Origin of the sequence: Myxococcus sp. AM011 (genome assembly GCF_013372595.1) — a bacterium.
In the GTDB taxonomy this organism is placed as follows: domain Bacteria; phylum Myxococcota; class Myxococcia; order Myxococcales; family Myxococcaceae; genus Myxococcus; species Myxococcus eversor.
In genome coordinates, this window is sequence record NZ_JABXEM010000020.1 from 32,512 (window position 1) to 58,639 (window position 26,128).

2 protein-coding genes (1 of these 2 cut by a window edge) are annotated in these 26,128 nt (G+C 70.2%); both read right to left on the minus strand.

Translation table 11 applies throughout. From position 1 onward, the window contains the following. Positions 1-23,607, minus strand: the 5' portion of a protein-coding gene (locus HUW62_RS06500) for a non-ribosomal peptide synthase/polyketide synthase (RefSeq protein WP_176433885.1). The gene continues 19,434 nt to the left of window position 1, outside the view; the window shows 23,607 of its 43,041 coding nt (coding positions 1-23,607); it begins with the start codon at positions 23,605-23,607; its stop codon lies off the left edge, out of view. 152 nt (positions 23,608-23,759) lie between these two features. After that, on the minus strand, positions 23,760-26,117 hold the full coding sequence (locus HUW62_RS06505; protein WP_176433886.1) for a TIGR02266 family protein: 2,358 nt from the start codon (positions 26,115-26,117) through the stop codon (positions 23,760-23,762). Positions 26,118-26,128: the final 11 nt, after the last annotated feature.

A 26,128-nucleotide genomic window follows, 5' to 3' on the forward strand; every position in this document is an offset into this window, starting at 1 on the left:
GCTGTGGAACACGAAGACGGTGTCCGTCATGCGTCCACGCCCGATGTCCTTGCCGGGGACGAGCGCTTCGACCAGGTACTCGAAGGGCACGTCCGGACGGGACTGGACCTCGTTCAGCTCCTGGCGCACGCGGTTGAGCAGCTCGCGGAACGTGGGGTCGTCCGCGAAGCTGGTGCGGAACGCAGCGGAGTGTGCCACGTAGCCGATGAGCGGCAGCAGCTCCGGGCGGGTGCGGTTGCCCAGGGGCGTGCCGACGATGATGTCCGTCTGCCCGCTGTAGCGGTGCAGCAGCGTCTGCCACGCGGCGAGCACCAGCATGTACGACGTGAAACCCTCGCGCTTGCCGAACGCGCCCAGCTCGCGGGCGAGGGCGCGTGGGAACTCCACGGGCAGACGCACGGAGGTGAGCGGGCAGCTCGCGGGGCGCTTGCGGTCCGTGGCGACTTCGAGCTGACGCGGCATGCCCGCGAGCCGCTGGCGCCACCACTGTTCCTGTTCGGGGAAGCGGCCCTCGCGGATGCCTCCGCGCTGCCACGCGCCGAAGTCCGCGTACTGGATGGGCAGAGGCGGCAGGGGCGACGGGCGGCCCTGCTTGAAGGCGCCGTAGAGCTGCACCAGCTCGTTGATGAAGAGCGCGGTGGAGAGGGTGTCGCAGACGACGTGGTGGATGCTGCCCAAGAGCAGGTGGTGCCGAGGCTCCAGCCGGAGCAGCGAGGTCCGGATGACGGGACCGTTCACCAGGTCGAACGGGAGCATCGCCTCCTCGCGAGCCAGGCGCATGGCCTCGGCTTCGCGCAGCTCGGGTGTGGTGCCGTGCACGTCGACGACGGGGAGGGGGATTCGCACGTCATCGTGGAAGCGCTGGACGGGCCGGCCGTCCACCACGTCGTACGTCGTGCGCAGGGCTTCGTGTCGGCGGACGACCTCCTGGACCGCGCGTGCCAGCGTGGCCGCGTCCAGGTCTCCTTCGAGCCGGAGGACGAAGGGGATGTTGTACGCGGAGAGGCCGGGGAGGTGCTGCTCCAGGCGCCAGACCCGCTCCTGGACGAAGGAGAGTGGCAGCTCGCCCGTGCGGGGCAGCGGGACCAGGGGCAGCTCTCGCGTCGGCGCGGCGACGGGGGCCTGTCGCAGGAGAGGCTCCAGGCGCAGGGCGATGCCGGCCACGGTGGGGGCCTCGAACAGGGCCGCCAGCGGAAGCTGTACGCCGAACGCTTCGCGGACCTGATTGAGGAGCTGCGCGGCCATCAGCGAGTTGCCGCCGATCTCCAGGAAGTCGTCATCGCGACCCACGAACTCCAGGCCCAGACGCTCGCGCCACAATCCCGCGAGTCGCTCCTCGATGGCACCGCGCGGCGCATCCTCGCGAGCCGGCGTGACGGACACGGGCTCAGGTTCGGACGCGATGGGTGGCGGAGGTGGCGCTGCCGGAGCCACGTGAGTGGTCCGGTACGCAGACGACTCCGACGGAGTGACCAACGCGGGCGGAGGCATCGGTGCCGTCGTCGCGCTATGGCGAGGCTCCAACCCGGAGGCCATCACCGTTCCAGACGGAGGTCCCGCGACCGGAGTCGGTGCCCCGGAAGCGGCCTTCATCTGCACTGCCTCCGAGACGACCAGGGGCTGCACGGGAGCGGTCCCAGGCTTCGCCTCCACCCAGACGCGCTTCTCCTGGAACGGATACGTGGGCAGATGCAGGCGGTGGCGCTGCTCGTGCGCGAACCATGCCGACCACTCCACCTCCACGCCCTGGGTCCACAGCTCACCCACTGACGCAAGGAGGCTCGCGTGCTCCGGCGTGGAGCTGCCCCGTCGAAGCGTGGCGAGCGCCTTCACCCTGTCCTTGTCCTGGCCCAGCGACGCGCGCACCAGCGGCGTCAAATCCTGACCCGGCCCCACCTCCAGCAACACGCTGCAACCCTCTTCAAGCAACACGCCCACCGCATCGGCGAACAACACGGGCTGGCGCATCTGGTCGGCCCAGTACTGAGGCTCGGCCAGTGCTCCCGCCCGCGCCCACGCGCCCGTCACGCTGGAGGCGTAGCGCACCGTCGGCTCGGACCGGCGCAGCGAGGCCACCACCCGCGACATCTCGGGCATCAGCGGCTCCACGTCCGCCGAGTGGAACGCATGGGGCGCGGGCATCCGCACCACCCCGACATCCCGGCGCTTCAGTGTCTCCTGGAGCTGCTCCACCTCCGCCACGGGGCCCGCGACGACGCAGCGGTCCACCGCGTTGACCGCCGCCAGCGACAACCGCCCCGTCAGCAGCGGCTGCACCTGCGACTCTGGCAGCGCCACCGCGAGCATCGCGCCCGGAGGCATCCGGTGCATCAACTCGCCTCGGGCCACGGCCAGCTTCAACCCATCTTCCAGCGACAGCACGCCGGAGACGCAGGCCGCGGCGTACTCGCCGAAGCTGTGTCCCAGGACGGCGTGGGGCTTGATGCCCCAGTCCATCCACATCCGCGCGAGTGAGCATTCGACGGTGAACAGCGCGGGCAACGCGACGCGAGTATCCGCGAGCAACCCCGCGTGCTCCGCCTCCTGACCCGGCGCGGAGGTCAGCAACGCGCGGACCTGGGCGCGCAGCGTCGGCGTCAGCAGCTCCAGGCACGCCTCGACATGCGCGCGGAACGTGGGCTCGGTGTCGAGCAGCTCACGTCCCATGCCCAGTTGCTGGCTCCCCTGGCCCGGGAAGATGAACGCGATGCGGCGGCGCCGCGCGGCCTCCGGGTCCTTCACCTTCGTCGGCGTGAAGGGCTTGAGGAGCTGCCGCGTCAGCTCGGCCGCGTCGCGAGCCACCACCACGCGGCGGTGCTCGAAGACCTTGCGGCCCACCGCGAGCGTGAAGGCCGCATCCGCCACGGGCAGGGCCTCGGCATGCGTCTCCGCGTGGGAGGCGAGCTGCTTGGAGGCCGCATCCAGCGCCTCGGGCGTGCGCGCGGACAGGACGAACAGGTGATGCGTGCGGGAGCTGCTGCCGCTCGGAGACATCGTGGACTCCTCGAGCACGGCGTGGGCGTTGGTGCCGCCAATGCCGAAGGAGCTGACCGCGGCGCGCCGCGGGGTCTCGCTCCTCGGCCACGGCCGAAGGGTGGTGTTGACGAAGAAAGGCGTGGTGTCGAAATCAATCTGCGGATTGGGGCGCTCGAAGTGCAGGCTCGGAGGAATCTCCCCGTGCCGAAGCGACAGCGCGACCTTGATGAGGCCCGCGAGCCCCGCGACGGTATCCAGGTGGCCGACGTTCGACTTGAGCGAGGCCAGGGCGATGGTGCCCCGGTGCTCGGGCCCCAGGCCGTAGGCGCGCTGGAGCGCCGTCACTTCAATCGGGTCTCCCAGCGGAGTCGCCGTGCCGTGCGCCTCCACGTAGCCGATGTCCGAGGCCGACACCCCGGAGCGCGCGAGCGCCTGCCGGATGACCGCGGACTGGCCCTGCACACTGGGCGCGGTGAAGCCCGACTTGTCGCGCCCGTCGTTGTTGGTCGCCGTCGCGCGAATCACCGCGTGGATGGCATCGCCGTCCCGCTGCGCATCCTCCAGGCGCTTGAGGACGACGCAGGCCACGCCGTTGCCGGAGACGGTGCCCTGCGCCGCCGCGTCGAACGAGCGGCAGTGCCCGTCCGGCGAGAGAATCATTCCCTCCTGGTACACGTAGCCCGTGCGCTGCGGCACGGACAGCCGAGTCGCCCCCGCCATGGCCACGTCGGACATGCCGGCGAGCAGGTTCTGGCAGGCCAGGTGGACGGCCACCAGCCCGGTGGAGCACGCGGTGTGGATGAGGACGCTCTCACCCGTGAGGCCCAGCTTGAAGGACGTCTTCGTCGCCAGGCTCTCGTGGGTGGCCGTGCCGTAGAGCTCGAAGAGCGCGGCGCCATCCAGCGGCACCGTGGCGCGCACCGCCTCCGTGTAGCCGGAGTCGATGGCCCCCGCGTACAGGGAGATGGCCCCGGGGAAGCGCTCGGGGTCGATGCCCGCGTCTTCCAGGGCCGTCCAGGCCGACTGGAGGAACAGGCGCTGCTGCGGGTCCAGCCACTGCGCCTCGCGCAGCGACATGTCGAAGAACGCATGGTCGAAGCGGTCCGCGCCTTCGAGCACTCCTCCAGCCGGGACGAACGCCGGGTGCTGGTTCAGGTCGATGCCCTCGGGGAGGCCGGGCATGCGCTCCAGCTCCTCGGGCTTGAACCAGGAGATGGACTCCACGCCTCCGCGCAGGTTGCGCCAGAACTCGTCCACGGACTTCGCGCCGGGGAAGCGACCCGCCATGCCGATGATGGCGATGGCCCCGGAGGTGGAAGGCCTGGACAGGGGACGCCGAGGCTCGGGCTCCGCTTGCGGTGTCGTGGCAGCGGCCTCGGACTGCGCGCCCTGTTTCTCCAGCACGCGGGCGAGGCCCTGCACGGTGGGGTGCTCGAACAGCCACACCACGGGCAGCGGCTGGCCCAGCTCTTCCCTCAAGCGTGCGGCGATGCGCACCACGGAGAGCGACGTGCCGCCCAGCTCCTCGAAGAGGTGGTCATGCACGCCGACGCGCTCGGTGCCCAGCTCCTTCGCCCAGATGGCGGAGATGCGCTGCTCCAGCGGATTGGCGGGCTCCACGAAGCGGCCCTGTCGCCCGGTGGACGCGGCGTCCGGTTTCGGCAGCGCCTTGCGGTCCACCTTGCCCGTGGAGCTGAGCGGGAGGGTGGGCAGCGTGACGATGACCGAGGGCACCATGTACTCGGGGAGCCGCTGGCGCAGCCCCGCGCGCAGGTCGGCCGTGTCCAGCGTCTGGCCCTCCCGCGCGGAGACGTAGGCCACCAGTCGCCTGTCACCCGCGACGTCCTCGCGAACGATGGCGGCGAACTCGTGCACCGCGGGCTGCGCGGCCAGGGCGGCTTCCACTTCGGACAGCTCGATACGGAAGCCACGGATCTTCACCTGATGGTCCGTGCGACCGATGAACTCCAGCACCCCTTCGCTCCGCCAGCGGACGACGTCTCCGGTGCGGTAGAGCCGCTCACCCGGAACGCCGCCATGGGGATTCGGGACGAAGCGCTCGGCGGTGAGGTCCGGACGCGACACGTAGCCTCGGGCCACACCCGGGCCACCGAGATACAGCTCGCCAGGGACACCCACGGGCACCAGTTGCTGCCGGGCATCCAGGACATACGCCTGCGTGTTGTCGATCGGCGTGCCAATCGGGAACGAGACGCCCCCCGGCATGGGGCCCTGGAGGGAGTAGGTCGTGGAGATGACCGAGACCTCGGTGGGGCCGTAGGCGTTGGTCATCGACCCACGCACCGACGACAGCGCGCGATGCGCATGGGGCGCGGAGAGGACCTCGCCGCCGACGTGAATCTCCTTCAGGCGCGCGAGGATATCGGGACGGTGCTCCACGAGCTGCGCGAAGAGTCCCGACGGCAGGTGGGTGAACGTGACGCCGTGTCGCGCCATGACTTCGCCCAGCGTGTCCAGGTCGCTGGGGACGGCGTTGGCCGGGTAGATGACCACTCGGCCGCCGTGCAGCAGCGACGGGCACAGCTCCAGCACCGAGCCATCGAACGAGATGGGTGCCAGCAGGATGCTCGTCTCATGAGCGCCGTACCGCGCATACCGCTCCGCGTGGCACAGGCGCAGCAGGCCCCGGTGCTCGATGGCGACGCCCTTGGGCCGCCCCGTGCTGCCAGACGTGAAGATGACATACGCGAGGTCGCGGGGACCGGCTCCGGAGCCGGGGGGCGTGGCGGGCCACGAGTCCAGCTTCAGCTCCTCCAGGAACAGGCGCTCCATCCCCGCGTCGGGGAGCGAGAGCCGCTGTCCGAGCGCGCGTGAGGAGACCAGCAGCTTCGGCCGCGCATCCTCGACCATGAAGGCCAGGCGCTGGGCGGGGTAGGCGGCGTCGAGCGGCACGTAGGCGCCGCCGGCCTTCATGATGGCCAGGATGGCCACGACGACGTCGAAGCCGCGCTCCAGGCACACGGCCACGAGGACCTCGGGCCCCACGCCGCGAGAGCGCAGCAGGTGCGCGAGGCGGTTGGCCCGTGCCTCCAGCTCCGCGTATGTCAGCCTCTGGTCACCGGACTCCAGGGCGATGGCCTCCGGACGCAGGCTCGCCTGTCGCGAGAACCCGTCCACGAAGGTGGCCTCCGCCGGGTAGGGCCGCGAGGTGTCATTCCACTCGACGACGAGCTGACGGCGCTCCTCCGCGGAGACCAGGTCCAGGGTCCAGAGCGCGCGGTCCGGAGCCGCGACCACGGCTTCGAGCAGGTTGCGCAGATGGCTCGCGAGCCGAGCCACGGTGGGGGCGTTGAACAGCTCCGTGCTGTACTCGATGACGCCGCGCAGCCCGTCCGCCTCCTCCACCAGGACGAGGCCGAGGTCGAAGCGCGCGGTGTCGTTGTCCACGTCGAGCTGACGCAGCGTCAGGCCCGGCACGCTCATCGTCGGAGTGGGCGTGTTCTGGAGCGCGAAGACCACCTGCACGAGGGGACCGCGTCCGAGGTCTCGTTGAGGTTGCAGCTCTTCAACGAGGCGCTCGAAGGGGAGGTCCTGGTGCTCGTAGGCCGCGAGGGTCGTCTCACGCACCTGGGCGAGCATCGCGCGGAACGAGTCCTCCGGACGCACCCGCGCGCGCAGCACCAACGTGTTGACGAAGAAGCCGACCAGTCCCTCCAGCTCTCCATGGCGGCGGCCCGCGATGGGGGAGCCGACGAGCAGGTCTTCCTGCCGGCTGTAGCGTGAGAGCAGCGTCTGCCACGCGGCCAGCAAGGTCATGAAGGGCGTGGCCCCGGCCTGTCGTCCGAGCGCGACGACGCGGTTCACCAGCTCGCGTGGAAGCTGGAGGGCGTGCGAGGCACCCCGCGGCGTGCGCAGCGCGGGGCGCGGTCGGTCGGTGGGCAGGTCGAGGACGTGAGGCGCGCCTTCGAGTCGCTGCTTCCACCAGGAGACCTCCTTGGCGAGCGTCTCGCCCTGGAGCCACTGGCGCTGCCACGCCGCGAAGTCGACGTACTGCACTGGCAGCGGAGACAGCGCGGGGGCCTTCTGGGTGGAGAAGGCCTCGTAGGCCAGGGCCACCTCGCGCACCATCACGGACAGGGACCAGCCGTCCGAGATGATGTGGTGCATGACGAGGACGAGGACGTGCAGCTCCGCGTCGAGCTTGAGCAGCACGGTGTTCAAGAGCGGCCCCGCGCTCAGGTCGAAGGGCTGGCTGGCCTCTTCGGCGGCGTACTTGCGGGCCGCGGCGTCGCGCTCCGCCGGAGCGACGTCGGTGAGGTCGACGAGCGGCAGGCTCCAGGGCTTGTGCGGATGGATGATCTGGGTGGGCTGGCCATCCTTCAATGCGAAGGTCGCGCGCAGAGGCTCATGACGGGAGACGAGGAGGTCCAGCGCTTGTCGCAGCGCCTCGGGGTTCAACGCGCCTTCGAGCCGAACCGCGCCGGAGACGTTGTACTGGGTGCCTCCGGGCTGGACCTGGTCCAGCAGCCACAGCCGCTGCTGCGCGAAGGACAGCGGCAGCTCCCCATCGCGAGGAATGGGACGCAGCGGCGGCACCTGGGAGGGTGTCGACCGGAAGAGCATTCCCTCTTCAACCAGCTCCGTGACGCGGGCCACGGTGGGGGCGTCGAACAGGGCGTGCACGGGAAGCTCGACGCCGAACGTGGTGCGGATGCGAGAGACGAGCTGGGTCGCCAGCAGCGAGTGTCCGCCGAGCGCGAAGAAGTCGTCATGCAGGCCCACGTGCTCGACACGCAGCAGCTCGCGGAAGGCGGTCGCGACGCGTTGCTGGAAGGGCGTGAGTCGTTCTGGTGCGGTGGGCACGGGCGTGCCTCCCGAAGCGGTCGGTGTCACCGGGGCCGGGAGTGCCTTCCGGTTCAGCTTCCCACTCGGGGACAGTGGGAAGGCCGGGAGGGACACAAAGGCCGAGGGCACCATGAAGGTGGGCAGGCGGGCCGCGACGTGGTCCTTCAACCCGGTCGTGTCGGACGAGGAAGACTGCTGGACCACGTAGGCGACGAGGCGCTGGTCACCGGGAGAGTCCTCGCGAACAAGGACGACGGCGTCACGGACGGAGGGGTGAGAGAGGAGCGCGGCCTCGATGTCACCGAGTTCGATGCGGAAGCCACGCAGCTTCACCTGGAAGTCGGAGCGGCCGAGGTACTCCAGGGTGCCGTCGGGGAGCCAGCGAGCGACGTCACCGGTGCGGTAGAGGCGCGCCTGGGGCGAGTCGGAGAAGGCGTCGGGGATGAAGCGCTCGGCGGTGAGCTGGGGCCTGCGCCAGTAGCCGAGGCCCACCTGGACGCCGCCGATGAAGAGCTCCCCTGGGACGCCAATGGGAGTGGGCTGTCCGTGGGAGTCGAGGACGTAGAGGCGGGTGTTGGCGACGGGCCCGCCGATGGGGACGGAGGAGCGGGAGGAGCCGCGAGCGCAGTGGAAGAAGGAGACGTCGACGGCGGCCTCGGTGGGGCCGTAGAGGTTGTGGACCTCGGCGGAAGCCGGCAGGCGCGAGTGGGCGCGAGTCACGAGGTCGGCGGTGAGGGCCTCACCGCTGCACACGACGCGACGCAGTCCGGAGAGCTTCTCAATGCCCGGCTCCTCCAGGAAGGCGCGGAGCATGGAGGGGACGAAGTGGGCGGTGGAGACGCGCTGCTCGGCGATGAGGCGGACGAGGTAGGCGGGGTCCTGGTGTCCACCGGGCTTCGCGAGGACGAGTCGCGCCCCAGTGATGAGGGGCCAGAAGAACTCCCAGACGGAGACGTCGAAGGAGAAGGGAGTCTTCTGAAGGACGGTGTCTGAAGCCGTCAACTCGTACTGCTGCTGCATCCACAGCAGGCGGTTGACGATGCCGGAGTGGGCATTCATGGCGCCCTTGGGGCGGCCAGTGGAGCCCGAGGTGAAGATGACGTAGGCGAGGGAGTCAGCGCCGGCCAGGGGCGGAGGAGTCGTGGTGGGCTGGCGAGAGAGGGCGGCCGAGTCGGAGTCGAGGCACAGCACGCGAGAGGCGTGAGGAGGGAGGACGGCTTTGAGGTGCTCGTGGGTGACGAGGACGGGAGCGTCGGCGTCCTCCAGCATTCCAGCGAGGCGCTCGCGGGGGTAGGCCGGGTCCAGGGGGACGTAGGCGGCGCCGGACTTGAGGACGGCGAGGAGCGCGACGACGAGGTCGAGCGAGCGCTCCAGGCAGACACCAACGAGGACACCGGGGCGAGCACCGAGAGAGCGCAGGTGCCACGCGAGCTGATTGGCGCGAGCGTCGAGCTGGGCGAAGGAGAGAGCGGAGTCCTCGAAGCGGACAGCCTCCGCGCCAGGAGTACGAAGGACCTGGGCCTCGATGAGCGAGTGCAGGGACACGTCGCGCGGGTAGGCCTCGGCGCGGCCCTGGAACTCCACCAGCACCTGGTGCCGCTCCTCCTCGCCCATCAACGGAAGCTGTCCAATGGGCCGGCTGGCATCACGGACCACGGTCTCCAACAGGACGCGGAAGTGTCGGCCCAGTCGCTCGGCGGAAGCGGCGGAGAACAGGTCGAGGCTGAACTCCAGTGCACCGTCGAGTCCGCCGTCCTGCTGCTCCATCAGCGACATCGTGAGGTCGAGCCGCGCGGTGTCCGTCGTGGTCTTCAGGACGTCCACCCGGACGCCGGGCAGCGCGGGGGGCTGCATGGGCGCGTTCTGCAACGCGAACATGACCTGGACGAGCGGAGACCTTCGGCCCTCGCGCTCACCACCGAGCGACTCCACGAGCTGGTCGAACGGCACGTCCTGGTGGACGTAGGCGGCCAGCGATTCCTCACGGACTCGTGCCACCAGCTCGGTGAAGGTCGGGTTGCCGTCGACGCGGGCGCGCAGCACCAGCGTGTTGACGAAGAAGCCGATGAGCGGCTCCAGCTCGGACCGGGTGCGCTGGGCCACGGGACTTCCAACGCAGAAGTCCTGCTGCCCGGAGTAGCGCGCCAGCAACACCTCGAACGCGGCCAACAGGACCATGAACAGCGTGGCCCCCTCGGCGCGAGCGAGCTTCTCCAGCTCCACCACCAGCTCCGGCGGCAGCGTGAAGAAGTGACTGCCGCCTCGAATCGTCCGAGTCGCGGGACGCACGGTGTCCGCTGGCAGCTCCAGCGCGGGAGCTCCGACGAAGCGAGCGCGCAGGGCTTCGAGCTGGCCCTGGATGCCCTCGGACTTCACCCACTGCCGCTGCCACGCCGCGAAGTCGGCGTACTGCACGGGCAGCTCGGGCAGGGTGGGTTCGCGGCCCTCGGCGATGGCCTCGTAGAGCGCTGCCACCTCTCGCACCAGCACGCCCATGGACCAGCCGTCCGAGACGATGTGGTGCATGCACAGCAACAGGACATGCTCCGCGGGCTCGGTGCGCACGAGCACCGTGCGCAGCAGTGGGCCCTGCTGGAGGTCGAAGCGGTGGTGCGCCTCCTCGACCATTCGTTTGCGGAGCGCGGCCTCTCGTTGGGTCGGCTCCAGCGCGCTCAGGTCTTCAACAGGCAGAGACCAACGCGTCGGCGCCGGTTGGATGCGCTGGAACGGCAGTCCCTCCCGGGCGGCGAAGGTGGTGCGGAGCACCTCGTGCCGGAGGACCAGCGCGGCGAAGGTTTCCCTCAACACGTCCACGTCGAGCGTGCCCGACAGCTTCAGCGCCACGGGCACGTTGTAGACGGCCTGGCCCGGCTGGAGTTGGTCCAGCAGCCACATGCGCTGCTGGGCGAAGGACAAGGGCATCGCCTCGTCGCGGGCCACCGTCAGCAGCGGCGGCATCGACGTGCGCGAGGCATGCAGCATGAGGGCTTCGATGCGCTGCGCGAGCCCCGCCAACGTGGGGGCTTCGAACAGCACGCGGAGCGGCAGGTCCACATCCAGCCGCGCGCGCACTCGCGTCACCAGCTGTGTGGCCAGCAGCGAGTGGCCTCCCAGCTCGAAGAAGTCATCATCCGGTCCCACCCGGTCCACCTTCAGCACCTCGCGGAACAGGGCCGCGAGCTGCTGCTGGAGGAGGGGGAGTGCCTCCTCGGACACCGGTGAAGCAGAGGACACTTCCGGTGCCGGCAGGGCCTTGCGGTCCACCTTGCCGTTGGACGACAGGGGCAGGGCGTCGAGCGCGACGAACGCGGTCGGCACCATGTACTCCGGCAACTGCCGACGCAGGTGCTCACGCAGTGCGCCGCTCTCCACCGTCGAGGGCACCACGTACGCCACCAGTCGCTTGTCGCCCGGTGAGTCCTCGCGCACCACCGCGGTGGCTTCGAGCACTCCCGGATGGGCCCGCAGCGAGGCTTCGACCTCGCCCAGTTCGATGCGGAACCCACGCACCTTCACCTGGAAGTCCGTGCGGCCCAGGAAGCGGAGGGCGCCGTCCTCGGCCCAGCGCACCCGGTCTCCGGAGCGGTACAGCCGCGCGCCCGGCGTGGAGGCGAAGGGGTGGGGAACGAAGCGCTCGGCCGTGAGCGAGGGCTGACCCAGATAGCCTCGGGCCAGACCGTCTCCGCCGATGAACAGCTCACCCGGCACGCCCACGGGCACGGGCTGCATGGACTCGTCGAGGACGAAGACCTGGGTGTTTCCGATGGGCCGGCCGATGGGGACGGACGCGCCCACCTCGTCATCTGGTGCCAGCCGATGGCACGCGGTGAAGGTGGTTCCTTCGGTGGGGCCGTAGCCGTTCACCAGGCCCCGTCCGCTGGCCAGCCGCTCGCGCACGCGGGGCGCGGAGAGCACGTCGCCTCCCGCGAGGAGCTGTGGCACCCGGGCCAGGGCCTCCGGCTGGTGCTGCTGCATCTGGTCGAACAGCGCTGCCGTCAACCAGAGGAGGGATACCTCGTGCTGGACCAGCACCTGGCCCAGCTCCTTCAGGTCCGTCGCCGCGTGCGGGTAGATGACCAGCCGTCCGCCGTGCAGCAGCGCGCCCCACAGCTCAAGCGTGGATGCGTCGAACGCCAGCGGCGCGAGCTGAAGCACCACTTCCTTGGGGCCCAGGTCGACGAAGCGCGCGCCGGTCAGCAGGCGCACCACGCCTCGATGGGGAATGGCCACGCCCTTGGGCGTTCCCGTGGAGCCGGAGGTGTATGTGACGTACGCGAGGTGGTCCGGTCCGATGTCCGCGCTCACCGCGTGCGTGGGCTGCCGCGCGATGACGCTCCATTCGGAGTCCAGGCACACCAGGGGCTGGGAGCCCGCGGGCAGCTCGTCCGCCAGCGACTCCTGCGTGAGCACCGCCGCCACGCTCGAGTCCTCGAACAGGAAGGAGAGCCGGTGGGCCGGGTACGACGGGTCCAACGGCACGTAGCACCCACCGGCCTTGAGGATGCCGAGCACCCCCACGACCATCTCCAGGCTTCGGTGGAGGCACACGCCGACGCGCGACTCCGAGCCCAGGCCCAGCGTGCGCAGGTGATGCGCGACCTGGTTGGAGCGCTCGTCGAGCTGCGCGTACGTGAGCGTCCGGCCCTCATGCTCCACGGCCACAGACGTCGGAGTGCGGGCAACCTGCGCGGAGAACAGCGCGGGAATCGTCGCCACCGCGGGCAGGTCCACCCGCGTGTCGTTCCACACGTGGAGGAGCCGATGACGCTCGGCCTCGGTCATCAGGGGCAACTGGCTGAGGCGCTGCTCCCGGCTCCCTCGAGCCACCGAGTCGAGCACCACGCGCAGGTGGTCCGCCATCCGGCGAATCGTGGCTTCGGTGAAGAGCTCGGTGCTGTATTCGAGCTGCCCCTCCAGCGAGCCCTCGCGCTCCATCAGGGACAGCGTGAGGTCGTAGCGTGCGGTCTTCGTCGCGGACGGCAGCAGGTCCACCTGCATGCCCGAGAGGGACGGAGCCCTCATCGGTGTGTTCTGGAGCACGAAGAGCGTCTGGAACAGCGGCGTGCGCGACAAGTCCCGCTCGCCACCGAGGGCCTCCACGACACGGTCGAACGGCGCGTCCTGGTGCGAGAAGGCCGTCAGGGCGACCTCCTTCACCCGCTGCACCATGGTGGTGACGGTGGGGTCCTCGTCGTTCCACTGGAAGCGCAGCGGGACGGTGTTGACGAAGAAGCCGATCAACCCTTCCAGCTCGGGACGCTCGCGGTGACCCACCGTGGTTCCAGTGGTGAAGTCACGCTGCCCGGAGTACCGCGCCAGCAACGCCTGCCAGCCGGTCATCAACACCATGAAGAGGGTGGCGCCCTGTTCGCGGCCCAGGGCTTCCAGGCTCGACACCAGATCCATGGGGAGGGTGAAGGAGTGCGTGGCCCCCCCGAAGCCGCGCGATGCGGGACGCGCATGGTCCGTGGGAAGCTCCAACACCGGAGCGTCCTGGAGTCGTTCGCGCCACCAGTCGACCTGCGCGCTCACCGTGCTGTCCTTCAGCACGCGCCGCTGCCACGCCGCGTAGTCGGCGTACTGCACCGGCAGCTCCGGAAGCGCCGCGCTCCGGTTCTCCAGGAGCGCCGAGTGGACCTCGGCGACCTCGCGCACCAGCACGTCCACGGACCAGCCGTCCGCGATGATGTGGTGCATGCACAGCAGGAGGACGTGCTCCTGCTCCCCGAGCTTCAGCAGCGCGGTGCGCAGCAGCGGGCCGTGTTCCAGATCGAAGGGCCGGTGGGCCTCTTCGCTGATGCGACGCGCGGTGGTGGCCTCACGCGCGGAGGGCTCCAGCGCGCTCAGGTCCTCGACCTCCAGGCTCCAGGCCTCGGGCGCCGGATGGATGTGCTGCACGGGCTGTCCCTCGCGGGACGAGAAGGTGGTGCGCAGCGCTTCGTGACGACGAGTGACTTCCGCGAAGGCACGGCGCAGCACGTCCACCTGGAGCGCGCCACGCAGGCGCAGCGCGGCGGGCATGTTGAACGTGACGAGGCCCGGCTGGAGCTGGTCCAGGAACCACAGCCGCTGCTGGGCGAAGGACGGCTCCATTCCCTCGGAGCCACGGGGCAGGGCGGACAGGGGCGGCAGCTCGGCGGTGGTCTCCGCGCGCGTGGCTTCGAGTTTCTCCGAGAGCCGCGCCACGGTGGGGGCCTCGAAGAAGGCTCGCAGGGACAGTGCGCCACCCAGCCGCGCGCGCAGTCGCGTCACCACCTGCGTGGCCAGCAGCGAGTGCCCTCCGAGCAGGAAGAAGTCATCGTGCCGTCCCACGCGCTCCACGCGCAGGACCTCGCGGAACACCTCCGCGAGCTGCCGCTCCAGGTCTGTCCGAGGCGCCTCGAAGTCCGAGGCCCCGGAGGCGAAGTCCGGAGTTGGTAGGGCCTTGCGGTCCACCTTGCCATGGGACGTCTGGGGCAAGGCCTCCAGTGCCACGAAGGCGCTCGGCACCATGTATTCGGGGAGGCGCTGGCGCAGGTGGGCGCGCAGTGAGCCCGTGTCCACCGTGGCCGGCGAGACGTAGGCCACCAATCGCTTGTCGCCCGGTACGTCCTCGCGGACCAGCGCGATGGCTTCGCCGACGTCGGGGTGCGCACGCAGCGCGGACTCCACTTCACCCAGCTCGATGCGGAAGCCCCGCACCTTCACCTGGAAGTCGATGCGGCCCAGGAACTCGAGTGTCCCGTCCTGACTCCAGCGCACGCGGTCTCCGGAGCGGTACAGCCGCTCACCGGGCGTGGAGGCGAAGGGATTCGGGACGAAGCGCTCGGCGGTGAGCGCGGGCTGTCCCTGGTAGCCCCGCGCGAGTCCCGCGCCGCCGATGAGCAGCTGGCCTGGAACGCCCACGGGCACGGGCCGCAGGCTCGCGTCGACGACGTAGACCTGGGTGTTGGCCAGGGGGCGACCGATGGGAATGGCGTCGCCCAGCGTGTCCCCGGGATTCAGCGCGTGTCGCGTGGTGGCGACAGAGACTTCGGTGGGGCCATAGGCGTTGATGAGCGAGCGGCCCCGCGCCAGTCGCTCCCGGGCCCTGGGAACCGGTAGCACGTCACCGCCGACGATCAGCCGAGGCACCTGGGCGAGCGCCTCCGGCTGTTGTTGCTGCATGACGTCGAACAACGCCGTGGGGAGCACGGCGGCGGTCACCTGCTGCTCGACGAGGAGCTGTGCGAGCTCCGTCACCTCGGGCGTCTGAGCCGGGTACACGACGAGTCGAGCGCCGGCCAACAGCGCGGTCCAGACCTCCAATGCGAGCGGGTCGAACGTGGGGGAGGAGATCTGGAGGACGACGTCCTCGGGCCCCGTTGCGAGGCTCAAGCCCGACGCCAGACGCAGCACGGCCCGGTGGGTGATGGCCACGCCCTTGGGCATGCCCGTCGAGCCGGAGGTATAGGTGACGTAGGCGAGTTGGTCCGGACTCGTCTGGAGCGTCACCGCGTCCGTCGACTGGCGGGCCATCAGCGCCCATTCGGAGTCCAGGCACACGCGGGACGGCGAGCCCGCCGGAAGCACCGAGGCGAGAGACTCCAGCGTGAGCACGGTGGAGAGACCGGCGTCCGCGACAACGAAGGCCAGTCGTTGCTCGGGCCAGGCCGGGTCCAGGGGCACGTAGCAGCCACCGGCCTTCAGGACACCGAGCATCGCGATCACGAGCTCCGTGCTTCGCGGCAGGCACAAGCCCACGCGAGGCTCCGCCCCCAGGCCCTGGGCCAGCAGGTGGCGAGCGAGCTGGTTGGAGCGAGCCTCCAGCTCCGTGTAGCGGAGCACCTGTCCCTGGTGCACCACGGCGACGGCGTCCGGAGTGGCCCGAGCGTGCACGGAGATGCGCTCATGCAGCGTCGTCTCCGAGGGGTACTCGGCGCGGGTAGCATTCCAGGCGACGATGACCTGATGCCGCTCGGCCTCGGACATCAGCGGCAGCGCGGAGAGCCTGCGTCGAGCGTCCTCCACCACGCCGCGCAGCAGTCGCTGGAAGTGGTCGACCAGTCTCCGCGCCGTGTCCGGGGTGAAGAGGTCCAGGCTGTATTCGAGCTGACCCACGAGCGTGCCCGCGCGCTCCATCAGCGAGACGGTGACGTCGAACTTGGAGGTGTCCGTCGCCGTGGGCAGGAGGTCCACGCTCAGGCCTGGCAGCGACGGAGGCCGCAGCGGGGCGTTCTGGAGGACGAAGACCGACTGGAACACGGGCGTGCGTGACAGGTCGCGCTCGCCGCCCAGCGCCTCGACGAGCCGATCAAACGGCACGTCCTGGTGTGCGAAGGCCGCGAGGGACTCTTCGCGCACCCGGCTCAACAGGTCCAAGAAGGTCGGGTCGCCATCCAGCCGTGCCCGCAGCGCGAGCGTGTTGACGAAGAAGCCGATCAGCCCCTCCAGCTCCGGCCGCGTGCGATGGGCCACGGGGGTGCCCACGCAGAAGTCCGTCTGGCCGGAGTACCGCGCCAGCAGCGTCTGCCAGCCCGCGAGCAGCACCATGAAGAGCGTGGAGCCCTCGGCCTGGCCCAGCTTCTCCAGCTTGGCGACCAGGTCGGCTGGCACCGTGAAGAACTCGGTCGCGCCACGCGAGGTGCGCACGGCGGGACGCGAGAAGTCCGTCGGCAGCTCCAGGACCGGAGTCCCCTGGACGTGCGCGCGCCACGCTTCGAGCTGGGTGCTCTCGGCGGCGTTCTCCAGCAGGCGTCGCTGCCACGCGGCGTAGTCCGCGTACTGGACCGGCAGCGTGGGGAGATCCACCGGGCGATTCGCGGAGAGGGCCGCATAGAGCATGGCGACCTCGCGCACGAGCACGCCCATGGACCAACCGTCGGAGACGATGTGGTGCATGCACAGGAGGAGCAGGTGCTCCTCGGCGCCCAGTCGGAGCAGCGCGGTGCGCAGCAGGGGACCGTGCTCCAGGTCGAACGCGTGGTGCGCCTCCTCGGAGACACGGCGCTTCACGGCGGCCTCGCGTGCGGCGGCCTCCAGCGTGCTCAGGTCCTCGACGGCCAGGGGCCAGGACGCGGGCGCCGGGTGGACGAGCTGCACGGGCTGGCCGTCGCGTGAGGCGAAGGTCGTTCGCAGTGGCTCGTGCCGACGGACGACCTCCGCGAAGGTCCGACGCAGGGACTCGACGTCGAGTCGCCCCGTCAGCCGCAGCGCCACGGGGATGTTGTACGCGGCCTGTCCGGGCTGGAGCTGCTCCAGGAACCAGAGGCGCTGCTGCGCGAACGACACGGCGAGCGTGTCCACCGCTCCAGAGCGAGCCAGTCGCTCCAGGGGCACTGCCTCGACCGACGTCGCGCCCTGGAGTGGAGCGATGCGCTCGGAGAGCCTTTCGACGGTGGGGGCCTCGAAGAGGGCTCGAAGGGACAGCGAGACGCCGAGCTGCGCGCGCAACCGCGTCACCACCTGCGTGGCGAGCAACGAGTGTCCGCCGAGCGCGAAGAAGTCATCTCGCGCACCGACGCGGGAGTGGCCCAGCACCTCGGAGAAGATGCGGGCGATGGCCTCCTCGGTGGGATTTCGCGGCGCCAGGTACTCGTCTTCGATGACGGAGCGGTCCGCCTCCGGAGCGGGCAGCGCGCCACGGTTCACCTTGCCGCTGGGGGTCAGCGGCAGCGACGGCAGCACGACGAAGGCCGACGGCACCATGTGCGAAGGCAAGCGCTCGGTGAGGGCCTGACGGACGCGTGCCACTTCACGAGCGCTTCGCGCCCCGCGCAGCGGATCGTTCGCGAGCTTCGAGACGGGAGCCAGCTCGCCAGAAGACTCCGGCGTGAGGTCGAGCCGCACGGCCTCACCGGCCCGGGTGAAGACAACGTCCAGCGAGCCGTCCGCATGCGCGCCGGCCCAGCTCACCCTCACGTCGTAGCCCAGCACTCCGCCCAGGGCATGGAGGTCCTCCGGCTCCACGCCTCGTGAGCCGGGCCAGTCTCGGAGCACCTCGCGCAGGGCCCCCACATTCGGGGGTCGGCCGGAGCCGGACAGCAGGGAGACCAGTCGGGTGTCATCGAGCACGCGGGCATTGGGCAGGCCCCGCACGGCCATCAACGTGGGCTGGGCTTCGAGCTTCTGGCGCAGGGTCTCCAGCGTCAGGGCACCACCGTCCACCCACTCGGGACGCGATGCCGAGGTGGCCTCGCCCACGTGGACGATGACCTCGTAGCGGAAGCGGCTCAGCTCGTTGTCGTAGCGCCCGTGCTTGGGCAGCACCTCTACCCGGGAGATGCCCGGCACTCGCGCGGGCAGCGAGGTGAAGAACGTGGGCGAGAGGACCAGCTCCTCCTCGGCCAGCACGTCGCGCTGCACGCGGTACTGGAGCTGTGACGTCGGCAGGTTCGGCGGAGCGCGGTGCAGTCGCACCGAGGCGCGGAAGGACTCCAGCAGCTCCAGGTTGCGCACGTCGCCCAGGAAGATGCGGCCCCCGGGCTTCAACACGGCCACCGCTCCGCGCAACACCTGGAGCAGGTAGTCGCCGCTGGGGAAGTACTGGATGACGGAGTTCAGGATGACGGTGTCGAACGAGGCGGGCTCGATTCCCGACAGGTCATCCACGCTCCGGTGGAGCAGGGAGACGGAGCGGAGGGACTCGCCCAGGCGCTCCTTCTGTCGCTCGATGCGGTCCAACGCGGGCCGGGCGAAGTCGACGCCCCAGTACGCCTCGCAGCGAGGCGCCAGCCGGTACAGCAGGAGGCCCGTGCCGCAGCCCAGCTCCAGCACCCGGCGAGGACGCAGGGCCAGAATCTGGCGCACCGTGGTGTCCACCCACTCGCGCATCTGCGGCGCGGGGAGCGGTCCTCCGGTGTAGCTGTCGTTCCAGCCGGAGATGTCGAAGGTGGGGTCCTCGCTGCGCTCTCCCTGGGCGTAGGTCTCGTCGTAGACGGCCTTCCACTGCGCCGTCTGCTCCACGGTGCCGGTGGTGTCCAGGTCCCCCAGGACGACGTACGCCGCCAGGCGCTTGTCCCCGGGCGAGTCCTCGCGCGCCATCACCACCGCCTCGCGCACGGAGGGATGCGTGCTCAACGCCGATTCGACTTCCCCCAGCTCGATGCGGAAGCCGCGAATCTTCACCTGGTTGTCGATGCGGCCCAGGTACTCCAAGTCTCCATTGGCCAGCCGGCGCGCCAGGTCTCCCGCGCGGTACAGCCGGCGTCCCCTCACCGTGCCGAAGCGGTCTTCCACGAAGCGCGCGGAGGTCAGCTCGGGACGCCGCAGATAGCCACGGGCCACGCCCGCGCCACCGACGTGAATCTCTCCTGGGACACCCACCGGCACGGGCTGTCCGAGCGCGTCCAGCAGGTAGATTTGAAGGTCCGGAATCGGCGCGCCAATCACGCTGGACCAGGGGCGCTCCACGTCCTCCATCCGCACGGGACGGTAGGTGACGTGGACCGTCGTCTCCGTGATTCCGTACATGTTGACGAGCGTCGGACGCGCATCTCCGTGTCGTTCGAACCACGGGCGCAGCGCGGCCATGTCCAGCGCCTCACCGCCGAAGACGACGTAGCGCAGGGCCAGCGTGGGGAGCGGACCGCGCGCGGCGGCCTGCTGCTCGGCGTGGATGAGCTGACGGAACGCGGTGGGCGTCTGGTTGAGGACGGTGACGTGCTCGTCCGCGAGCAGGCGATGGAAGGCCTCGGGCGAGCGACTCACCCAGTACGGCACCACCACCAGCCGTCCGCCATACAGCAGCGCTCCCCACAGCTCCCAGACGGAGAAGTCGAACGCGTAGGAGTGGAAGAGGGTCCACACGTCCTCGGGCCCGAAGTGGAACCACGCATCCGTCGCGGTGAAGAGGCGCACGACGTTGTCGTGCCGCACCATCACTCCCTTGGGACGTCCCGTGGAGCCGGAGGTGTAGATGACGTAGGCGAGGTCGCTCGGGGCATTGCAGCGCGGCGGGCGCGGCGCGGCGGCGGGGATGGACGGCTCGGCGTCCAGGCGCACCACGGCGGCGCCGGGCGCGGGCACGCGGTCCTCCAGCGAGGTCTGCGTGATGAGGACGGGCGCCTGCGCGTCCTCCAGCATGAACGCGAGGTTCTCCTTCGGATAGGACGGGTCCAACGGCAGGTAGGCACCGCCGGCCTTGAGGATGCCGAGCAGGGCCACCACCAGGTCCAGGCCGCGCTCCAGGCACACGCCGACGAGGACATCGGGGCCCACGCCATGGCGCAGCAGCACCTGGGCCAGCCCGTTGGCGCGTGCATCCAAATCCCGGTACGTCAGGTGACTGGACTCGAACGTGACGGCGATGGCGTCCGGCGTGCGGTCCACCTGCGCCTCGAAGCGCTCCACCAACGTGCCATCACTCGGAGCCACGGCGCGCGGATTCCAGGCGTGCAGCACGTGTTGACGCTCGGCCCCCGTCATCAACGGAAGCTCGGCGATTCGCTGGCCGGGGGCATCCACCATGCCGCCCACCACGACTTCCAGGTGGCTCAGCAGCCGGTCGATGGTCTCCGCATCGAAGAGGTCCGCCGCGTACTTGCAGCCGATGAGCAGGCCCTCGGGCCCGTGCGCCGCCTCGAAGGTCAGGTCCAGCTCGGTGGTGCGGTTGTCCAGCAGCGACACACCCAGCGTCAGGCCATTGCCCACGGCCAGGTCGCGCGGAATGTCGTAGTCGTCCAGGACGAAGGCGACGTTGTACAGCTCGCGCCGCTGCGAGCCCGGCTGCACGGCCGCGAGCACGTGGTCGAACGGGCAATGGCCGTGGGCCATCGCGCCCAGCGTGCTCTGCTTCACCGCCGCGAGCAGCCCCGTCACGGTGGCCTCGGCCGGGAGCCGCACCCGCAGCGGGATGAAGTTGGTGCAGTCGCCCAGCAGCCCGCGAATGCCAGGGACCTCACGTCCGGAGACGGCCGAGCCCAGCACGAAGTCGGCCTGACCGCTCCAGCGATGAAGGACGGTGGACAGCGCGGCGACCACGCTCATGAACGGCGTGACCCCTTCACGTCGCCCCAGTGCATGGAGCTTCGTCATCAGCGCCGCGGGCAGGAGGCGCGAGCGGCGCGCACCGTGGAACGAGAGACGCTGAGGTCGAGGCCTGTCCGTGGGGAGGGCGAGCAGCGATGGAGCCTCCGCGAGCGCCTGCTTCCACCACGTCAGCTCTTGACGGAGCGCCTGGGGGGTGAGGTGCTCGCGCTGCCACGCGGCGAAGTCGCCGTACTGAAGAGTTGGTTCGGGCAGGGGAGAGGGCTGTCCCGCGCTGAACGCCGTGTAGAGGGTCGCCAGCTCACGGGCCATCAGGCCCACCGTCCATCCATCGGCGATCAGGTGGTGCACGGAGACGACGAGGGCATGGTCCTCGGCCGCGAAGCACACGAGGCTGAAGCGAAGGAGCGGCCCCGTCGCGGGGTCCATGGGACGCTGGCCGTCGCGCACGGCCACGGCATCCAGCACGGAGGCGCGGTCCGCCAGGTCATCGGCGTCCGTGACGACGCGCTCGATGGCGACGGTGGTCGGCGCGTGGACATGTTGGAGCAGCTCGCCGTCCTTGGACGCGAGCGTGGTCCGCAGGACGTCATGACGGCGGACCAGTTCGTTGATCGCGCGCTCCAGCGCCCCCGTGTCCAAGGGACCGCGAAGCGTGAAGGCCAGGGGGATGTGGTAGGCGGTCGAGGCCGGTTCGAGCTGCTGGATGAACCAGAGCCGCTGCTGCGCGAAGGAGGCCGGCATGGGCCCCACGTTCGTACTGCCACGGGCCACGGGCCCGGAGCTTGGGGCGAGCGCACCCTGGGCGCCCTTCGACAGCTCGGCGATGAGGCCCTGGAGGCTGACGTCGTGGAGCAGCATGGCGGCGGAGACTCGAGCCCCCAGTCGCTTCTCGATGCGCACCTGGAGGTCCGCCGCGCCCAGGGAGTCCAGCCCCAGTCGGGTCAACGGTGCATCCACTTCCACGGTGCCCGCGGAGGCACCGAGCACCGCGGCCAGTTCCTCGCGAAGCGCGCGCTCCAGCTCCGCGGTGGAAGGGCTCGAAGTCCTCGCGGACGGTTCCGGCGTGGCAGAGGACGCCACGGCTCCAGAGGGCTCGTCCCGAGCTGCCCCGGGTGCCGCCCCGAGGTTCAGGTCCGAGCGCCACAGCACGGTCAGCTCACCCGAGGCGAGCCCCGCGCGGCAGGCGAAGCGCTGAATCTTCCCGCTCGACGTCTTCGGAATGGAGCCGGGCGGGAGCAACGCCACCGTCCTGGGTTGGACCTCCAGCTCACGGGCAATGGTCTGTCGCAGCGAGTCCGCCACGGCGGTCAGTGCCTCGGTGTCTCCCGACTCGGCCAGCTCGCGCGCCACCTCCGCGACCACCGTGAGCGCCTCACCGTCCGGCGTCTCGACGCCGAAGGCCGCCACACCACCGGGCCGCACGCGCCGGTGCGCGCGCTCCACCACGGCCTCCACGTCCTGCGGATACAGGTTGCGACCGCGCAGGATGATGAGGTCCTTGCGCCGCCCGGTGACGACGAGCTGCCCCTCGTCGAGCAGCAGTCCCAGGTCCCCGGTGCGCAGGTAGGCCGGTCCCTCCTCGGCGCCCACGGGACGTGCCTGGAAGGTCTCCTTCGACTGCTCCGGCTTGCGCCAGTACCCCTGTGCCACGCTCCCACCGGACACCCAGATCTCACCGACCTGGCCCGGCGCGCGCGGCACCTTCGTCTCGGGGTCGACGATGAGCAGGCGCTGCTCGGCCAGCGTCGCGCCGCAGCTCACATGCGCACGGACACCCGCCGCCTCGGGGGCCGCTCGCACGGCCGTGCCCTTCGACAGCGCGGCGTCGTCGAGCAGGTGCACGCGAGGCTCGCGGCCCTTCTGCTCACCGGTGACGATGAGCGTGCCCTCCGCGAGCCCATAGCAGGGATAGAACGCCTCACGACGGAAGCCCGCGGGAGCGAACACCTCCGCGAAGCGCTCCAACGTCGCGGCGCGAATGGGCTCCGCGCCACAGAAGGCCACCTCCCATGAGCTCAAGTCGAGCGCCTTCACCTCCTCGGGCGACGCACGACGCGCGCACAACTCGAAGGCGAAGTTCGGGCCTCCACTCACGGTGCCCCGGAAGCGGGACACGGCCTCCAGCCAGCGCATGGGCCGCTGGAGGAAGGACATCGGCGACATCAACGTCACGGAGAAGCCGCCGAACAGCGGCTGGAGGATGCCGCCAATCAACCCCATGTCGTGGTACGGCGGCAGCCAGATGACGCCCACGCTGTCGCGGCGCACCTGGAACGCTCCGGAGATGAGCCCCAGGTTGTGCAGCAGGTTCGCGTGGGACAGCATCACGCCCTTGGGCGTCCCCGTGGAGCCCGACGTGTACTGGAGGAAGGCCAGCGTGTCTGGCCCCAGCTCGGGCTCGCGCCACGCGTCCTCGCCACCCACCGGCAGGTCATCCGTGGACAACCACTGGAGCGCTCGGAAGTCCGGCGCCTGCTCGAAGACGAAGTCCGCCAGCCCGAGGATGCCCGACGTGGTGAGCACCACCGTGGCCTCCGCGTCCTCGATGATGGCGCGCAGGCGGGGGAGGGTGCGCTCCAGCCGCGTCGGGTCCGGAGGATAGGCCGGCACCGCCACGGCGCCCGCGTACAGACAGCCAAAGAAACCCGCGAGGTAGTCGAGCCCCGGCGGATAGAGCAACAGCACCCGCTGTCCCACGGCACCCCGCGCTTGCAGCGCGGCGGCGATTCTCCGTGCCTGGCGCTCCAACTCCACCGCGCTCAGCGCGGCTTCGTCTCCGTCGGACTCACCGAGGAAGGTGTAGAGCGGATGCCGAGACGACTCTCCGACTGCGCGCGCACGGAGGGCGTCATTGAGGATTCGAAAAGGAGCATGCATGGGGGTGTGGAGCTCGTCGGGCTGATGGCGGCCGGCGGCTTAATAACAGGCGAGGCCGACAATCGCGGGCCTCAACGACTACCCACACCCAGCTTCATTCCCAGCGTGAAAGTGGAAGAAGAGCTGATCCACTCTCAGCGACAAATCACGACTCAGGCGCGACCGAACAAGCCCTTGAGCCAGCGCACGAAGCCTCGCGTCTTCGTGCTCACCGCGGGTGATACCGCGTGGACGTTGGATTGCGGCGCGGCGGTGATTTTGGGTGGAGCCATGCGAGGAGCCGAGGTGGTCGCAGCTCCCGCAGAGGCCCTCATTGGCGCCGGACTCGCGGTGGGGTTCGCCGTCGCGCTCGTGGTGCGCGTCGACGTGGAAGCCGAACCCGCCGTGGGGTTCGTCGTCGCGCTCGTGGTGCGTGTCGGCGTGGACGCCGAACCTGGCGCGGTGGCGGCCGTCCCTTCCGCGTCGAGCTGGGCCAGCTTCGCCTTCACCGCGTCGGGTGTGTCGCGCGTGGAGAAGGTGCTCGTCACTTCACGCGCCGTGGACGCCTCGCGCGCCGTGACTTTCAGCAGCGACTCGTTGTTCACCTCGAAGGTCACCGACACCTGCACGGCGCCGCGAGGCAGCTTCGGCAGGCCCGCGAGCTTCAGCGTGCCCAGGTACTCGTTGTCGGACGCCTTGTCGGAGTCGCCCTGGAACACGGTCAGCTCCAGCTCCGTCTGGCCATCACGGTGCGTGGAGAGCGTGTAGCTCTTGGTGGAGGGCAGCGCGGTGTTGCGCTCCAGCACGGCCTTGAAGCGTCCGCCGGGCAGCCCCACGCCAATGGCCATGGGCAGCACGTCGATGAGCACCACGCCCTCGAGCTGTCCCAGGCTGTGCGCCAGCAGCGCCGCGCCCAGGGCCACCGCTTCGTCCGGGTGGACGCCCTTGCTGGGCGGCTTGCTGAAGAGGCGGGTAATCTTCTCGTGCACCAGCGGGAAGCGGCTCTGGCCTCCGACGAGGATGACCTCGTCGATGTCCTTGGGCCCCAGGTTCTTCACCTTGAGGACCTCTTCGCAGACCTGGAGGGTGCGGTCGACGAGGCCCTCGGTCAGCTCGACGAGCTTCTGCCGCGTCAGCGTGACGTCCAGGTCGTACGGCTTGTCCTCAATCATCGTGACGAAGGCCACGTGCACCCGCATCTCCGAGCGCTCCGACAGCGCGCACTTCGCGCGCTCCGCCGCGTCGTTGATGCGCTGCATGGCCACCCGGTCCCCCTGGAAGGCCCGGCCCGTCTTCTTCTGAAACTCCTCCAGCAGGTACGCGACGATGGCGTTGTCGAAGTCGATGCCACCCAGGAACGTGTCGCCGCCCGTGGAGATGACCTCGTAGACGTTGTCGGCCAGCTCCAGCACCGACGCGTCGAAGGTGCCGCCGCCCAGGTCGTAGACGAGCACGCGCTGGGTGAGCTTGCGGCCGTAGCCGTACGCGAGTGCCGCGGCGGTGGGCTCGTTGAGGATGCGCTCGACGTAGAGACCCGCCAGCTTGCCGGCCTCGCGCACCGCGTGGCGCTGGTTGTCGTTGTAGTACGCCGGGACGGTGATGACGGCGCGCGACACCGGCTGGCCCAACTGGTTCTGGGCGACTTCCCGCACCTCGCGCAGGATGAGCGCGGAGATCTGCTGCAGCGTGTACACGCGGTCGGCGAGCTTCACGCCCGCGTCGCCGTTCTCTCCGGCGGAGATCTCGTAGTGGAACTTGTCCTTGATGGCCGCGACGATGGGCGACTCGTACGCGCGCCCGACGAGGCGCTTGGAGCCGTACACCGTGTTGCGGGGGTTGGTGAGCATCTGCCCCTTGGCGGGGTGGCCCACCACCAGCTTGCCGCGCGTGTTGACGGCGATGATGGAGGGCACCGTGTTGTGGCCCTCGCGGCTGTTGAGCACCCCGGGCTTGCCGTTGCGCACATACGCCGCGCACGAGTTCGTCGTGCCCAGGTCGATGCCAATCACCACGCCGGCGCGCTTGGGCTCCGCCGTGCTCAGGTCCAACGCCGCATCCGACATCATCGTCGCGGGCGCGGCCGGAGTCCCCTCGGGAGGGGGAGCCGCCTGGGCGGCGACGACCTGGGGGTTCGCCTGCTGTGGCGGAGGTGGGACGGTGTAGTCCGCGGGGCCCACGCCGGTGGGGACCGGGGGCACGTCCGACTGGGCGTGGGGCAGGGCGGCGACCGCCGAGTCGAGGAAGCGGCGCGTCTGCGGGTCCAACCCCAGGAAGCGCAGGCCCATGCCCGCCACGCCCTGGCCTCCCTGTCCGGTGACGAAGTGGACCACGGCCTGCGCGTGGATGAGGCGCTCGCCGCTCGCCAGCCGCAGGTCGAGCGTGACGGCCGTCCCCGGTGGCTTCACCGCGCGCGCGCGCAGGTAGATGCCACCTCGGGTGACATTGCCGCCATACTTCGCCAGGAACTCCTCCGGCGTCGCGAATGGCAGCTTCACGACCAACCCGACCGCCGCCTGATTCGATTCCGTCAAAGCCCGGTTCC